The sequence below is a fragment of the Actinoplanes sp. NPDC049118 genome (genome assembly GCF_040648555.1).
In the GTDB taxonomy this organism is placed as follows: Bacteria; Actinomycetota; Actinomycetes; order Mycobacteriales; family Micromonosporaceae; genus Actinoplanes.
Window position 1 is genome coordinate 127,828 of record NZ_JBEZDY010000002.1, and the last position, 15,199, is coordinate 143,026.

Annotated in this window: 12 protein-coding genes; 8 read left to right on the forward strand and 4 right to left on the reverse strand. The window is 71.4% G+C overall.

Going from position 1 to position 15,199, the window contains the following annotated elements:
* Positions 1 to 88 precede the first annotated feature (88 nt).
* Complete coding sequence (locus tag AB0B58_RS03105) at positions 89 to 1,015, forward strand: 2-hydroxyacid dehydrogenase (protein WP_360216570.1); 927 nt, start codon at positions 89 to 91, stop codon at positions 1,013 to 1,015.
* On the opposite strand, the gene AB0B58_RS03110 is transcribed toward AB0B58_RS03105, so the two are convergent.
* Positions 959 to 1,390, reverse strand: a complete 432-nt coding sequence (locus AB0B58_RS03110) for a PH domain-containing protein (protein WP_360216573.1) — start codon at positions 1,388 to 1,390, stop codon at positions 959 to 961. The two genes, AB0B58_RS03105 and AB0B58_RS03110, sit on opposite strands and share 57 nt — an antisense overlap.
* A gap of 65 nt (positions 1,391 to 1,455) precedes the next feature.
* On the opposite strand from AB0B58_RS03110, the gene AB0B58_RS03115 reads away from it, so the two are divergent.
* The 3 genes from AB0B58_RS03115 (at position 1,456) to AB0B58_RS03125 (ending at position 5,659) form a co-directional block, all read left to right on the forward strand.
* Complete coding sequence (locus tag AB0B58_RS03115; RefSeq protein ID WP_360216576.1) at positions 1,456 to 2,532, forward strand: exo-alpha-sialidase; 1,077 nt, start codon at positions 1,456 to 1,458, stop codon at positions 2,530 to 2,532.
* Positions 2,532 to 2,807 (forward strand): MoaD/ThiS family protein, encoded by a 276-nt coding sequence (locus tag AB0B58_RS03120; RefSeq protein WP_360216579.1) that lies wholly within the window; start codon positions 2,532 to 2,534, stop codon positions 2,805 to 2,807. The genes AB0B58_RS03115 and AB0B58_RS03120 overlap by 1 nt, the downstream gene beginning before the upstream one ends.
* Before the next feature lie 233 nt (positions 2,808 to 3,040).
* Complete coding sequence (locus AB0B58_RS03125) at positions 3,041 to 5,659, forward strand: bifunctional diguanylate cyclase/phosphodiesterase (protein WP_360216582.1); 2,619 nt, start codon at positions 3,041 to 3,043, stop codon at positions 5,657 to 5,659.
* A 10-nt stretch (positions 5,660 to 5,669) separates the two neighbouring features.
* Here AB0B58_RS03125 and AB0B58_RS03130 read toward each other — a convergent pair whose 3' ends face one another.
* Positions 5,670 to 6,689, reverse strand: a complete 1,020-nt coding sequence (locus AB0B58_RS03130; protein ID WP_360216585.1) for a LacI family DNA-binding transcriptional regulator — start codon at positions 6,687 to 6,689, stop codon at positions 5,670 to 5,672.
* A 379-nt stretch (positions 6,690 to 7,068) separates the two neighbouring features.
* On the opposite strand from AB0B58_RS03130, the gene AB0B58_RS03135 reads away from it, so the two are divergent.
* The 4 genes from AB0B58_RS03135 (at position 7,069) to AB0B58_RS03150 (ending at position 12,740) form a co-directional block, all read left to right on the forward strand.
* Positions 7,069 to 8,376 (forward strand): extracellular solute-binding protein, encoded by a 1,308-nt coding sequence (locus AB0B58_RS03135; RefSeq protein WP_360216588.1) that lies wholly within the window; start codon positions 7,069 to 7,071, stop codon positions 8,374 to 8,376.
* A 151-nt stretch (positions 8,377 to 8,527) separates the two neighbouring features.
* Positions 8,528 to 9,436, forward strand: coding sequence for a sugar ABC transporter permease (locus AB0B58_RS03140; protein ID WP_360217451.1), 909 nt, complete (start codon positions 8,528 to 8,530; stop codon positions 9,434 to 9,436).
* On the forward strand, positions 9,433 to 10,320 hold the full coding sequence (locus tag AB0B58_RS03145) for a carbohydrate ABC transporter permease (RefSeq protein ID WP_360216591.1): 888 nt from the start codon (positions 9,433 to 9,435) through the stop codon (positions 10,318 to 10,320). The genes AB0B58_RS03140 and AB0B58_RS03145 overlap by 4 nt, the downstream gene beginning before the upstream one ends.
* Before the next feature lie 11 nt (positions 10,321 to 10,331).
* Positions 10,332 to 12,740, forward strand: coding sequence for a glycosyl hydrolase 2 galactose-binding domain-containing protein (locus AB0B58_RS03150; protein WP_360216594.1), 2,409 nt, complete (start codon positions 10,332 to 10,334; stop codon positions 12,738 to 12,740).
* On the opposite strand, the gene AB0B58_RS03155 is transcribed toward AB0B58_RS03150, so the two are convergent.
* Both AB0B58_RS03155 and ilvD read right to left on the reverse strand, forming a co-directional pair.
* Positions 12,724 to 13,146, reverse strand: coding sequence for a class I tRNA ligase family protein (locus AB0B58_RS03155; RefSeq protein WP_360216597.1), 423 nt, complete (start codon positions 13,144 to 13,146; stop codon positions 12,724 to 12,726). The two genes, AB0B58_RS03150 and AB0B58_RS03155, sit on opposite strands and share 17 nt — an antisense overlap.
* Before the next feature lie 49 nt (positions 13,147 to 13,195).
* On the reverse strand, positions 13,196 to 15,043 hold the full coding sequence (ilvD, locus tag AB0B58_RS03160; RefSeq protein WP_360216600.1) for a dihydroxy-acid dehydratase: 1,848 nt from the start codon (positions 15,041 to 15,043) through the stop codon (positions 13,196 to 13,198).
* Between the last annotated feature and the right edge of the window lie 156 nt (positions 15,044 to 15,199).

Genomic DNA, 15,199 nt, shown 5'->3' on the forward strand with positions numbered 1-15,199 from the left:
GTCCAGGGTAGCCGTGTCCGCGGGGACGTCCGGAACGCCTCGATCGATCGACGGGGCGCACCGGCACCGGCCCCGCTAGTTTGGGGCGGTGAGGGTCTGGATCGCCCATGAGAAGGGCCGGGAACTGCTCGGCGAGCTGCCGGCCGGCGTCGAGGTCGAGGTCTGTGCCGACGCGGTCACGTGGCCGTCCGACCCCGCGGGCGTCCGGTTCTGGGTGCCGCCGTTCACCGCGAAGGTACGGGCGGCCGACCTGCTGCCGAGGCTCACCGGCCTCGAGGTCGTCCAGCTGCTCTCCGCGGGCGCGGACAACTGGGTCGGCCGCGTGCCGCCCGGCGTCCAGCTCTGTGACGCCCGGGGTGTGCACGACGCCTCGGTCTCCGAGTGGGTGGTCGGCGCCGCGATCGGCACGCTGCGGGGGTTCCCGGCCTTCGCCCGGGCGCAGGAGCGGCGGGAGTGGGCGCCGGGCGCGCCGACGCCGGCGCCCGAGCTGACCGGCCGGCGGGTGCTGATCGTCGGCGCCGGGTCGATCGGCCGGGCCATCGAGGAGCGGATGGCCCCGTTCGGCGTGACGGTGACCCGCGTCGCCCGTACGGCGCGGCCGGAGCGGGACGTGCACGCCGTCGACGAGCTGAGCGCGCTGCTGCCGTACGCGGAGGTGGTGGTCCTGGTCGTGCCGTTGACCGACCGGACCCGGGGCCTGGTCGACGCGGCGTTCCTGGCCGCCCTGCCCGACGGGGCGCTGCTGGTGAACGCCGCGCGCGGGCCGGTCGTGGACACCGGCGCGCTGGTGGCCGAGCTCGTCTCCGGGCGCATCTCCGCGGCGCTGGACGTCACCGACCCGGAACCGCTGCCCGCCGATCACCCGCTCTGGCGGCTGCCCAACGTGTTCATCACCCCGCACATCGGCGGCACGGTGGCGGGCCTGCTGCCGCGCGCCTACCGCCTCGTCGGCGACCAGCTACGCCGGTTCGCCGCCGGAGAGCCGCTCGTCAACCGGGTCGTCGACGGCTACTGAGCCGTCCGCGTCGTCCAGCTTCCGCCCGCTGGCGGCGATCACGGCCGGCAGGTTGGCCGTGGTGACCCCGGTCAGCCGGATCACCCTGCCGTCCGTGAGCAGCGCCGAGACCCGCCGGCGGTCGTCCGGGGCCAGCTCGGCGACCCGGGACCACGGAATGTCCGTGGTGCCGAGCAGCGCCCGGACCCGCAGGCCCTCGGCGTCCACGTCCGTGCCCGCCCGCAGGGACCAGACCAGGACCGCGAGGGGGATCAGCAGGATCGGGGCCAGCTGCCAGCGGGCCCCCGCGAACGGCAGGGTGCCGACGAACGCGATCAGCGCGGCGACGATGAGGGCGCCGGACTTGCGGACGCGCAGGACGGGCTTTCGACTCACGTCGGTCATCCTCGCACCCGCCGGATGCGGCATTCCTGTCGGACCTGCCGCGCATACTGCCTGCCATGACCGAGCTACTCGCCATCGGCACCAAGAAGGGCCTGTTCCTGGCCACCAGTGACGACGACCGGCAGAGCTGGAAGATCGGCTCCGCACACTTCTCCGGGCACTCGATCTACGCCGTCGCGATCGACAACCGGGGCGCCGCGCCCCGGCTGCTCGTCGGCCTGGAGAGCTCCCATTTCGGCCCGAGCGTCGCGATCAGCGACGATCTCGGCGAGACCTGGCAGGAGCCGGACAAGGCTCCGCTCGCCTTCCCCGCGGACGCCGGCGCGGCGGTCGAGCGGGTCTGGCAGATCGTCCCGGCCGCGGGAGACGTCGTCTACGCCGGCGTGCAGCCCTCGGCGCTCTTCCGCTCCGAGGACGGCGGCCGCACCTATGAGCTGGTCCGCGCGCTGTGGGACCACCCGCACCGGCCCGAGTGGGGCGCGGGCTTCGGCGGCCAGGCGATACACACGATCCTGCCGCACCCCGACGACCCGCAGCGGGTGCTCGTCGCGATGTCCACCGGCGGCGTCTACCGCACCGCCGACGGCGGCGCCTCCTGGGCGCCGTCCAACGAGGGCATCAAGGCCTACTTCCTGCCCGACCCGTGGCCCGAGTTCGGCCAGTGCGTGCATAAGGTCGCCCGCGACGGCGCCGACCCGGACCGCTTCTACGCGCAGAACCATCACGGCGTCTACCGCTCGGTCGACGGCGGCGGCACCTGGCAGACCATCGCGGACACCCTGCCCGCCGACTTCGGCTTCCCGATCGTCGCGCACCCCCGGCGCGGCGGCATGATCTGGAATTTCCCGCTGGTCAGCGACGGGCAGCGGGAGCCGGTCGATCAGCACTGCCGGGTCTTCCGGTCGACCGACGCCGGCGACACCTGGCAGCCGCAACAGGCCGGCCTGCCCGCCGAGCCGTTCCACGTGGGCGTGCTGCGCGACGCGATGTGCGCGGACGACGCGGAGCCGGCCGGCGTCTACTTCGGCACCCGTTCGGGTGAGGTGTTCGCCAGCCGCGACGAGGGGGAGACCTGGTCGTCCGTCGCGGCGCACCTGAGCGACGTCCTCTGCGTCCGGGCGGCGACGTTCTGATGCCGACCCTGCTGATCCCGGGTGTGCTGCGGGCGGAGGCGGGCGGCGCGGCGCGGCTCGAGGTGACCGCGCACGGCTCGCTCGCGGCGGTGCTCGACGAGGTGCGCGACCGGTGGCCGCGCCTCGAGCGCCGGATCCGCGACGAGGGCGGGACGCTGCGCCGCTACGTCAACGTCTATGTGGACGGGGAGGACTGCCGTCGCTCCGGCGGCCTGGAGACGGCCGTCCCGGCGGCCGCGGAGATCCAGGTCATCCCGTCGGTGGCCGGTGGCTGACGAGCGGGGCCGTGGCCCGGCGAAGCGGCGCGGCCGCGGCCCCACGAGCTGATGGATCTTTTCACCTGATTGCCGTTTGACCGTCCATAGCCGACGATCAGAGCGTGCGAAGGATGAACCGACGCACGTAACCTGTCCGGGGAACGCTCGTTATCCGATGTGGGTGCGGTGGACCTCCTTCCCGCCGTCACCTACCACCACCCCCCCGAAACACGCAGAGGATCACGCCCCACGTGGCAGTGCAGCCCCCAGCGCGTACCGGCACCCGGCAACACCGGGTGGCGTTCCTGGTCGCGCCGGTCGCCGGCGGGCTCGTGCTCCTCGCGGCCCTGGCCGGCCTCGTCCCCGGCCGGGCCGCCCTGGCGATCGGGGTCGGCGGCGTCGCGCTCTGGGCCACCGTGGTGCTTGTCGACGCGGCCCTGGCGATCCATCACCGGGACGGCACGTTCGCGGCCTGCCGGGGAGCGGGCTTCATCGGCATGGCCGCCCTCGCCACCGGCGCGACCGCCGTCCTGCTCTACTTCGAGCCGCCGGGCCTCGGCGTCTGGCTCGCGGTCGGGGTGGGCGTGGTCGCCGCGCTCTTCGTCCTCGGCACGATGCTGCTGCCGGGCGCGGCCACGTCCGCCGCGGTGCGCCTGCGCCGCGCGTTCGACGGACTGGGGCTGGGCATCGCCCTCGGCTTCGCCGCGTACCTGGTCCGGCCGCTGCGCGACACCCCCTACGCGACGCTGGCCTGCACGTTGTGCGCGGCGACGGGCGTCTCGATCGTCACCGTCATCGTGCTGCGGGCCCGCCTGCACCGCCCGGCGGCCCTGCGCTGCGGCGCCGGCGCGATCATCGTGCTCGTGGCCCTGTCCACGGCGGCCGATCTGGCGCTGTGGGGCTTCGACGGCTGGATCGTCGCGCTCTTCGGCCTGCCGATCGTCGCGGGCCTCGGGCTCGCCGCCGAGGGCGGAGCCCGGCGCAGTCCGCCGGGCTCGATCGCCCCCCGCGAGCAGGACCTGTATCTCTCCGGATATCCGCTGCTGGCGGTTCCCGCCGGGATCGGCGTGCTGGCGGCGCTCTACCACCTCTTCGCCGTCGGCCCGTTCGACCAGGTCGCGATCGTCCTCGGCATCTCCATGGTGGCCGTCCTGACGATGCGCGAGCTGCTGGTGGTCAGCGACATCCGGCGATACACGGGCCAGCTGCGCACCAAGGAGGCGCACTTCCGCTCGCTGGTCGCCGGGGCCACCGATCTCACGCTGGTCCTGGACGACCGGCTGACGGTCCGCTGGCAGTCCCCGGCGGCGGCCCGGCTCTTCGGGCTGGCGGACTCGGAGGTGGTCGGCCGCACGTTCATCGAGCTGATCCACCCGGACGACGCCGCGAGTGCGCAGGCCGGCATCGAGGCGCTGCTCGCCGGCGAGTACGACGACGGGCCTCCCGCGCTGCTCAACGCGCGGCTGCGCGACGGTCACGGCGTCTGGCGCGACACCGAGTCCACGGTGGCCGACCAGCGGTCGGTGCCCGAGGTCGCTGCCCTGGTGGTGCACGTCCGGGACGTGGGCGAGCGGCGGCACCTCGAGCGGACGCTGCACAGGCTCTCTTACACCGACCAGCTCACCGGGCTGGCGAACAGGCGGGCGCTGATGCGCGACCTGCTCGCGTACCGGCGGCGGGCCGGGCAGCAGGGCACGGTCCTGGTGATCGACCTGCACGGGCTCGCGGAGATCAACGACAGCAGGGGCCGGGAGACCGGCGACGCGGTGCTGATCGAGGTCGGCCGGCGCATCCGCAGCCTGCTCGCCGAGGAGGACGTCGCGGCCCGGCTCGGCGGCGACGAGTTCGCGGTGCTCACGGCGGACGGCGCGGTCCTGGCCTACGCGCTGGCCACCCGGATCGTGACGCTGCTGATGGAGCCGTACCGACTACCGGGCACGATCGTCGAGCTGCACACCAGCGTCGGCCTCGCGGAACTGGCCGGCGGCCGCGACTCGGACGAGGTCCTGCGCCACGCCGACCTGGCCCGCAGTCGGGCCTGCCAGCTCGGCCGGGACCGCGTCGAGTGGTACGACACCGACGTCGAGATCCAGCTGCACCGCCGGATGGACCTCGAACGCGAGCTGCTGGGCGCGGTCGAGCGGGGCGAGCTCGACCTGGTCTTCCAGCCGGTGGTCTCGCTGCGCGACGAGCAGCCGGTCGGCGTCGAGGCGCTGCTGCGCTGGCGCCACCCGAAACTGGGCACGATCCTCCCGGCGGAGCTGCTGCCGATCGCCCGCGCGGTCGGCTGCACTGCCGAGCTGGGGGAGTGGGTGCTCGACGCGGCCTGCCGGCACCTGTCCGGCTGGACCGGCGGCAACAGCGAATACTGGCTCTCGGTGAACGTCGCGCCGCGCGAGCTGCTCACGGCCCGCTTCCCGGAACGCGTCGCGGAGATCCTGGACCGCCACGAGCTCGAGCCGGAGCGCCTCGTCGTCGAGGTGCAGGAGACCTGGGTGGCCGAGGACGTGCCGGCGATCGTGGCGTCGCTCGCGGGTCTGCGGAAGCTGGGCGTCCGCGCGGCGCTTGACGACTTCGGTGCGGGCCAGGCGTCGCTGTCCCACCTGCGGCGCCTGCCGGTCGACATGCTTAAGCTCGATCAGGCGCTGGTCAACACGCCCGTCGAGCAGCCGGTGGGCCCGGCGGTGATCGACGTGGTGGTCAGCCTGGGCCGTCGGCTGGGGCTGGAGATCGTCGCCAAGGGCCTGGAGAGCGCGGAGCAGATCGAGCGCGCCCGGCGCGCGGGCTGCCTATACGGCCAGGGTTTCGCCCTGGCCCGGCCGGCGCCGGCCGAGCGCATGGAGGCATACCTGGACACCCACCGCCTCTGATCGGCGGGTGTCAGGGCTCCCGGGGCGGGGCGGTGCTTCCGCGGGGGGTCAGGTGTGCGGTCCCCTCCTCGACGTCCTCCACCGGTTCGCCGGCGATCGCCGCCAGCAGCTGGCGGGCCGCGTGCGCGCCATATGCCGCGATGTCCCTGGTCAGCGCCGTCAGCGGCGGATGAACCAGCGAGCACAGCGGCGAGTCGTCCCAGGCGACGATCGACAGGTCGCCCGGCACGGACAGGCCCATCTCCTGTGCCACGGACAGGCCCGCGACGGCCATCACGTCATTGTCGTAGATGATCGCCGTCGGGCGTTCCGCGTTGATCAGCAGGCGGCGGGTCGCCCGGCCGCCCTCCTCGCCCGTGTAGTCCGACGGGACGGTCACCGCCTCGCTGAGGCCCAGCGACGCGCACACCTCGGTGAACGCCCGGGTCCGGGTCTGGGTGTGCAGCAGGTCCGGCAGGCCGCCGACCCGGGCGATGCGCCGGTGCCCCAGCGCCATCAGGTAGCGGACCGCCTCGGTGATCGCGCCCGCGTCGTCGGACCAGAGCTGGGCCAGCTTGCCGGTGTCGCCCGGGCCGCCGATCACCACCGCCGGAAGTTGCAGCTCGTTCAGCACCGGGATGCGGACGTCGTTCTCCCGGAGGTCGGTGACGAACACGCCGTCGACCCGGCGCTCGCCCCACCAGCGGCGGTAGACCTCGATCTCGGTCTGCGGGGTGGCCACGACCTGCAGGGTCAGCGCGAACGACCGGGCCGCGAGCTCCTGCTCGAAGCCGCTGATCAGGCCCATGAAGAACGGCTCGATGCTCAGTATGCGGGCGGGCCGGCACAGGGTGAGCCCGACGGCGCGGGCGCTGGCACCGGAGAGGGCGCGGGCCGCGCTGTTCGGGTTGAAGCCGATCTCCTGTGCGATGGCGACGATGCGCCGGCGGGTCGCCTCGGAGACGCCCGGCTGGCCGTTGAGCGCGTACGACACCGCTCCCTTGGACACGCCTGCCCGGCGGGCGATGTCGGCGATCGTCGGCCGTTTCACTCGGGTGCCCCTCTCTGCAAAGAACCCATCCTCCGGCACCAGCCGCCGTCGGGAAACGGTCGTTCTGCAAGGCCTGCCAGAACCGCGCTGGTGGAGCGCTCTCACGCTACCTCGCGCCGCTTCGGGCCCAGCCAGCACGGATGACTTGATCGGTTAAGTGTTGCAGACCACAGGCCATCACGTAACCCTGCGGTAGCTCCCGGGCCGAAATAACCCGGTTTACGTGCGCTTACATCGGTTGAATGCGCGACGTGACATCAACATGAAACACGGTCTTGACAGGCCGTGAGGCGCGTCATACGGTCACGTCACTTATCCGGTTCAGTAAATTCTTTCGACAACTTTCCCCATGGGTGGAGGAGTAATGGAACGCACTTGCATGGGTTTTCCGCCGCGGGTGGGCATTGTGCGGTTCGCCAAGCGGGGCGTGGCGCTTGTCGCCGCCGGCCTCGCCGGAACCCTGGCAATTGCCGGCTGCAGCGGAGAGAGCCTGGAGGGCGGTGGCAAGGCCGCCGAAGGGCAGACCACCCTGACGGTCAACTTCTGGGGCGACATGGGCCTCGACGCGCTCAAGGCGCAGTACGAGAAGGACCACCCGAACGTCAAGATCGTGCTCAACTCGGGCGAGTACAACGCCCAGCACGAGGACCTGCAGAAGAAGCTGGTCGCCGGCACCGGTGCGCCCGACATCTCCGCGATCGACGAGGGCTTCATGGTCCAGTTCCGCGGCCAGGCCGACAAGTTCGTCAACCTGCTCGACAAGGGCGCGGCGAGCTACGAGTCCAAGTACCTCCCCTGGAAGTGGCAGCAGTCGCTGTCCGCCGACGGCAAGGCGCAGATCGGTCTCGGCACCGACGTCGGCGGCCTGGCCATGTGCTACCGGTCCGACCTGTTCAAGGCGGCCGGCCTGCCGACCGACCGTGACTCGGTCTCCAACCTCTGGAAGACCTGGGACGAGTTCATCGCCACCGGTGCGAAGTACACCAAGGCGACCGGCAAGAAGTTCGTCGACTCCGGCACCAACCTGTTCAACCCGGTGCTCGCCCAGCAGCCGCAGGGCTTCTACGACACCTCCGAGCAGCTGCAGATGGAGGGCGGCCCCAAGGTCGCGTTCGACGTCAGCATGAAGGCGATCGACGCGGGCATCTCGGCCAACCTCGCCAGCTTCCAGCCGAACTGGGACCAGGGCTTCAAGAAGGACCAGTTCGCGACGCTCGCCTGCCCGGCCTGGATGCTCGGTCACATCCAGGAGACCGCGCCCGACCAGAAGGGCAAGTGGGACATCGCCGCGATCCCCGGCGGCGGCGGCAACTGGGGCGGTTCCTGGTGGACCATCCCGAAGCAGGGCAAGAACGTCGACGAGGCCTACAAGTTCGTCGAGTGGATGGTCCAGCCGGCGCAGCAGATCGGGATCTTCAAGACGGTCGGCAACCTGCCATCGCAGCCCGAGCTCTACAAGGACCCCGCGGTGCTGGACTACAAGAAGGAGTTCATGAGCAACGCGCCCACCGGCCAGATCTACGCCGCCACGGCCGAGGCTCTGAAGCCGCAGTACCTGGGTAAGAAGAACGGCCCGACCCGCGTCGAGGTCGAGAACGTGATCACCCGCGTGCAGCAGGGCTCGCTCAAGTCGAGCGCGGCGTGGGCCGAGGCGGTCAAGGCGGCCGAAAAGGCAGCCGCTTCCTGAAAGCGAAACGACGGCGGGGCGGCCACTCTGGCCGCCCCGCTGCTCACTGGAAGGAGTGGCCGTGTCCCTGACCCGCAACGCGCCGCCGGCCTCAGCGACCGAGCCGGCGCATCACCGCAGCCCGAAATCCGGATACAAGAGCCGCAACTGGCTGCACCGCTTCGACAACAAGCGCGTCCCGTACCTGCTGATCTCCCCGTTCTTCCTGCTCTTCGCCCTCTTCGGGCTGTTCCCGATCGTCTTCAACGGCATCGTGGCGCTGCGCAACTGGCGGCTCGACGATCCGACCCTGACCGGCTGGGCCGGCCTCGCCAACTTCGAGCGGCTCCTGCACGACGAGGACTTCTGGAACGCGCTGGTCAACACGTTCGGCATCTTCATCCTGTCGACCGTGCCGCAGCTGCTGATCGCGCTGATGGTGGCCAACCTGCTCAACCGCAAGCTGCGCGCGACCGCGTGGTGGCGCGTCGGCGTCCTGCTGCCGTACGTGACGCCGGTGGCCGCGTCGACGCTGGTCTTCGCCGTCATCTTCGCCCGGGACAACGGCATGGCGAACTGGCTGCTGTCGCTGGTCGGCTTCGGCGAGGACGCGCCGCTGGACTGGCGCGCGTACAAGTGGAGCTCCTGGATCGCCATCGCCACGATGGTGAACTGGAAGTGGATCGGCTACAACGCGCTGCTCTACCTGTCGGCGATGCAGTCCATCCCGAAGGACGTCTACGAGGCGGCCGCCGTCGACGGCGCCGGACCCTGGCGGCAGCTGTGGCGCATCACCGTTCCCATGATCCAGCCGGTCCTGGTCTTCACGGTGGTCCTGTCGACCATCGGCGGCCTGCAGCTGTTCAACGAGCCGATGCTGTTCGAGGAGAACCCCGCGGCGGCGTCCGGCGGCTCCGACCACCAGTGGCAGACCATCGCCCAGCTGATCTACAAGGTCGGCTGGAAGGACCTCAACCTCGGGTACGCGGCCGCGATGTCGTGGGCGCTGTTTCTCATCATCCTCATCGTCGCCGCCCTGAACGCCCTGGCGACGAACCGCCTCGGAGGAGGACGTCGATGACCGCGACCGCATCCCGGCGCAGGCCGCGCCGCCGGGCCGACCTCGGCCGCGCGCCGCAGGACACCCGCGGCGGCTGGCGCACCTATCTCGGCCTCGCCGCCTTCCTCGCGCTGTCCGCCTTCCCGCTGTACTGGATGTTCGTCATCGCCACCAGCGACGACGAGGCGGTTTCGCAGATCCCGCCGACGGTCGTACCCGGCGGCGAACTGATGAACAACCTGCACGAGGTCTTCACGCTGCAACAGGTCTACTTCGCCGCGTCGCTGATCAACAGCTTCATCGTCTCCGCGGTCGTGACGGCGTCGACGCTGTTCTTCTGCTCGATGGCCGGCTTCGCCTTCGCCAAGCTGCGCTTCCCCGGCCGCGACAAGCTGATGATCGTGGTCATCCTCACCCTCACCATCCCCAACCAGCTGGGCATCGTCGCGCTCTACATCCTGATGGGCAAGTTCGGCTGGAACGGCACCCTGGTCTCGGTCATCGTGCCGTTCCTGGTCAGCGCGTTCGGCGTGTTCTACATGCGCCAGTTCATCATGCACGCGGTCCCCGACGAGCTGGTCGAGTCCGCGCGGATGGACGGCGCGCTGACCATGCGGGTGTACTGGAGCATCGTGCTGCCGGCGATCCGGCCGGCGCTGGCGGTGCTCGGCCTGCTCACCTTCGTGGCGACGTGGAACGAGTTCCAGTGGCCGCTGATCCAGCTCAACGGCACGCCGTTCCCCACCTCGATGGTGGCGCTCTCCGACCTCGCCAGCGGCAACTACGTCATCTACCGCCGGGTGCTCGCGGGTGCGTTCGTCGCCACCGTTCCGCTGCTCGTGCTGCTCTTGCTGGGCGGGCGGCAGATAGTGCGAGGGATCATGGAAGGTGCAGTCAAGTCCTGATGAGGAGAACCGTGACCTCGTACCGACCCCTTCACGACGGATGGGCGCTCACCGGCGGCGACGTGGACAGCGTCGCCGCCACGGTGCCCGGCTGCGTGCACACCGACCTGCTCGCCGCGGGCCTTATCGACGACCCGTACCTGGACTCCAACGAGGAGGAGCTCGCCTGGATCGGGCGCACCGACTGGGTCTACGAGACGGTCTTCCAGCACGCCGGCGGCGGCGACGGCCGGACGGATCTCGTCTGCGCCGGCCTCGACACCGTCGCCACGGTCTTCCTCAACGGCGTCGAACTGGGCCGCACCGCCAACATGCACCGCGGCTACCGCTTCGACGTCCGCGACGTGCTGCGCGACGGCGAGAACCAGCTCCGGGTCCACTTCGGATCCGCGTACGGCTACGCGGAGGCGCAGCGGGACCGGCTCGGCGCCCGGCCGAACGCCTACCCCGAGCCGTTCAACTTCATCCGCAAGACGGCCTGCAACTTCGGCTGGGACTGGGGCCCGACGCTTGTCACCGCCGGCATCTGGCAGCCCATCGGCCTGCAGAACTGGTCGGTCGCGCGGCTGGCCGAGGTCCGCCCGCAGGTGACGGTGGCCGACGGCGTCGGCACGGTCGAGGTGCGCGTGCGCCTCGAGCGGGACACCCCCGGGCCGGTCACCCTCGCCGCGACGGTCGCCGGCCGGCGCGTGGAGGTGCGGACCGAGGCTCACGAGGCCGTCCTCTCACTCACCGTCGCGGATCCCCTGCTCTGGTGGCCCCGGGGGTACGGGGACCAGCCGCTCTACGACCTCGACGTGACCCTGGCCGGGCCGGAAGCCGAGCCGCTGGACGCTTGGACCCGCAGGGTCGGCTTCCGGTCGGTGTGTGTCGACACCACACCGGACGCCGGGGGCAGCGCGTTCACGCTGCTCGTCAACGACGTCCCGGTCTTCGTCCGCGGGGTCAACTGGATACCCGACGACGTCTTCGCCAACCGGGTGACCCGGGACCGCCTCGCGGCCCGGTTCGCACAGGCGGTCGACGCGAACATCAACTACCTGCGGGTCTGGGGCGGCGGCCGGTACGAGTCCGAGGACTTCTACGACCTCGCCGACTCGCTGGGCCTGATGGTCGGGCAGGACTTCCTGTTCGCCTGCGCGGCGTACCCGCAGGAGGAGCCCTTCGCGACCGAGGTGGCGGCCGAGGCGCGCGAGAACGTGGTGCGGCTGTCGAGCCACCCCAGCCTGATGATGTGGACCGGCAACAACGAGAACATCTGGGGCCACGAGGACTGGGGCTGGAAGGAGGAGCTCGGCGACCGGACCTGGGGTGCCGGGTTCTACTTCGACGTGCTGCCGCGCATCGTCGCCGAGGAGGATCCGGGCCGGCCGTACTGGCCCGGTAGCCCGTACTCGGGGCGCGACGACAGGCACCCAAACGACCCCGCGTACGGGACGACGCACATCTGGGACGTCTGGAACACCGACGACTACCTGAAGTACCGGCAGTACCGGCCGCGGTTCGTCGCGGAGTTCGGCTACCAGGCGCCGCCGGCGTACGCGACGCTGCGCCGCGCCCTCTCCGACCAGCCGCTGGCCCGCGACTCGCCGGGCATGCGGGCGCACCAGAAGGCGACCGACGGCGACCTCAAGCTGCAGCGCGGCCTCGACGCCCACCTGCCGGCGCCGCGCGACTTCGACGACTGGCACTTCCTGACCCAGCTCAACCAGGCCAGGGCGCTGTCGGCCGGGATCGAGCACTTCCGGTCCCTGCGGCCGTACTGCATGGGCGCCATCATGTGGCAGCTCAACGACTGCTGGCCGGTGACCTCCTGGGCGGCGATCGACGGCGACGGTCGGAAGAAGCCACTCTGGTACGCCCTGCGCCGCTCCTACGCGCCGCGGCTGCTCACCGTGCAGCCCCGCGACGGCGTGCCGACGCTGGTGGCGGTCAACGACTCGGCCGAGCCGTGGCCGCTGTCGGCGACGGTCTCCCGCCGTACCCTCGCGGGGGTCGTGGAGGCCGAGGTGGCGGTCGGGGCGACCGTCGCGCCGGGCTCGGTCATCGCCCTGCCCCTGCCCGCGGACGTCGGCGCGGCCGGCGATCCGGCGCAGGAGCTGCTGGTCGCGGCGGCGGACGGCCTTCGGGCCTGGTGGTTCTTCGCCGAGGACAAGGACATCGCGTGGCCGCTGGCCAAGTTCGACGCGACCTTCGAGGCGGTGGGTGCGGACGCCCGGGTGAAGATCACCGCGCACAACATCCTGCGCGACCTGACGCTGCAGCCGGACCGCCTCGACCCGGCGACCGAGGCGGACGAGGCCGTGGTGACGCTGCTACCCGGTGAGCAGGCGACGTTCATCATCCGGGGCGGTGCGGGACTGGAACCGACGGCCCTGACCACCCGGCCGGTGCTGCGCTGCGTCAACGACCTGGTCTGAGTCTCGGAAAGAAGACGGGCCGCGGCGGCCCGTCGGAACCGAGCTGCGCCAACAGGCGTTCGGCGCCCGAGGGCAGGAATGGGCGCAGCTCGCCGGCCAGGACGTGGCAGATGCCGAGCAGCTCCGCGCACACGGGCGCGATCTCCCGCAGCAGCCACCAGCGCAGCGCGTCGGTCGAGCCCGGCCACCAGCGCTGGAAGTACGCGTCGTCGCCGAGGGCGGTGACGTAGTTCGCCAGGGCGTCCCACCAGACGTGGATGACCTGCTCCGGGTCGCCGGGCACCGGGATGCCCCAGCCGCCGGCCCGGGCCGCCGGGCGCGAGACGCTGATGTCGCGCAGCCCGGAGCGGACGAAGGCGAGGACCTTGTTGCGCCGGGGCGCGGGCTCGACCGGCCTGACCCGCACGGAGCTTCGTGCCGACTGCAGGTCGAGCCACTGCCGGCGTACGGGAAAATTATTCGGGAACCTTGCGGTAGGCGCCGTCGCTTGCGCTGGTCGCCATCGACGCGTAGGCGCGCAGCGCCGCGGAGACCGGCCGCTGCCGGTCGGCCGGCGTGTACGGCTTGGGCCGACGCTCCTGCTCGTGCCGCCGCTGCGCCAGATCCTCGTCGGTGACGTTCAGGTGGATCGTCCGGCCGGGGATGTCGATGGTGATCTCGTCGCCGGTCTCGACCAGCGAGATCAGGCCCCCGGAGGCCGCCTCCGGGGAGACGTGCCCGATGGACAGGCCCGAGGTGCCGCCGGAGAAGCGGCCGTCCGTGATCAGCGCGCAGGCCTTGCCGAGGCCGCGGCCCTTCAGGAACGACGTCGGGTAGAGCATCTCCTGCATGCCCGGGCCGCCGCGCGGCCCCTCGTAGCGGATGACCACCACGTCGCCGGCGACGACCCGCTTGCCGAGGATGCCGTCGACCGCCGCGTCCTGGCTCTCGAAGACGCGGGCCGGGCCGCTGAACTTCCACAGCTCCTCGGCCACGCCGGCGGTCTTCACCACGCAGCCGTCCGGGGCCAGGTTGCCGAAGAGGATCGCGAGTCCGCCGTCGACCGTGTATGCGTGCTCGACCGACCGGATGCAGCCCTCGGCCCGGTCCGTGTCGAGCGTCGCCCAGCGGTTGGTCGTGGAGAACGGCTGGGTGGTGCGGACGCCGCCCGGTGCCGCGTGGAAGAGCTCCAGCGCCTCGTCGGACGCCTCGCCGCCGCGGATGTCCCAGGCCCGCAGCCAGCTGTCCAGGTCGGGGGAGTGCACGGACCGCACGTCGCGGCGCAGCGCGCCCGCCCGGTCCAGCTCGCCGAGCAGCGCCGGGATGCCGCCGGCCCGATGCACGTCCTCCATGTGGTACTTCGGGCTGTTCGGGGCGACCTTGGACAGACAGGGCACCCGGCGCGAGACCGCGTCGATGTCCGTCACGCTGAAGTCGACCTCGGCCTCGCGGGCCGCGGCCAGCAGGTGCAGCACCGTGTTGGTCGAGCCGCCCATCGCCACGTCCAGGGCGACGGCGTTCTCGAACGCGTCGCGGCTGGCGATCGAGCGGGGCAGCACGGACTCGTCGTCGTTCTCGTAGTACTGCTTCGCGATGTCGACGATCAGCTCGCCGGCGCGCTCGAAGAGCGCCTTGCGGGCGGCGTGGGTGGCCAGCGTCGAGCCGTTGCCGGGCAGGGCCAGGCCGATCGCCTCGGTCAGACAGTTCATCGAGTTGGCGGTGAACATGCCGGAGCAGGAGCCGCAGGTCGGGCAGGCCGACCGTTCGATGGTGTCGAGCTGAGCGTCGGTCACGTTCTCGTTGGCGCTGGCGCTCATCGCGTCGACCAGGTCGAGCTTCTCGTGCACGACGCCCTCGATGGCGACCGTCTTGCCGGCCTCCATCGGGCCGCCGGAGACGAACACCGCGGGAATGTTGAGGCGCAGCGCGGCGATCAGCATCCCAGGAGTGATCTTGTCGCAGTTCGAGATGCAGACCAGGGCGTCGGCGCAGTGCGCGTTCACCATGTATTCCACGGCGTCGGCGATCAGCTCGCGGCTGGGCAGCGAGTAGAGCATGCCGCCGTGGCCCATCGCGATGCCGTCGTCCACGGCGATCGTGTTGAACTCGCGCCCGATGCCGCCGGCGGCGAACACCGCGTCGGCGACGAGGCCGCCCATGTCCTTGAGGTGGACGTGGCCGGGCACGAACTGGGTGAAGCTGTTGGCGATGGCGACGATCGGCTTGCCGAAGTCGTCGTCCGTCATGCCGGTGGCGCGCCACAGGGCGCGCGCGCCGGCCATCGTCCGTCCGTGGGTCGAGGTCCGGGAGCGCAGCTCAGGCATTTCTACATTCTGCCACCGTCGGTAAGGACCGCATCCGCGCCGGGCGGCGTCCCGTCCACAGCGCGGGACGGTGATCGTGAGTTTCGGTTCGAAACCGGTCGATCGGTCACCTCCCGAAAAGCCCTCCGGTACGGCAGAGTGTTCCCGTGCACTCAC

Excerpts from the sequence above, each read along its gene's own strand:
- AB0B58_RS03115 (WP_360216576.1), top strand. The coding sequence starts at position 1,456 with ATGACCGAGCTACTCGCCATCGGCACCAAGAAGGGCCTGTTCCTGGCC.
- AB0B58_RS03120 (WP_360216579.1), top strand. The coding sequence starts at position 2,532 with ATGCCGACCCTGCTGATCCCGGGTGTGCTGCGGGCGGAGGCGGGCGGC.
- AB0B58_RS03135 (WP_360216588.1), top strand. The coding sequence starts at position 7,069 with ATGGGTTTTCCGCCGCGGGTGGGCATTGTGCGGTTCGCCAAGCGGGGC.
- AB0B58_RS03145 (WP_360216591.1), top strand. The coding sequence starts at position 9,433 with ATGACCGCGACCGCATCCCGGCGCAGGCCGCGCCGCCGGGCCGACCTC.
- ilvD (WP_360216600.1), bottom strand. The coding sequence starts at position 15,043 with ATGCCTGAGCTGCGCTCCCGGACCTCGACCCACGGACGGACGATGGCC.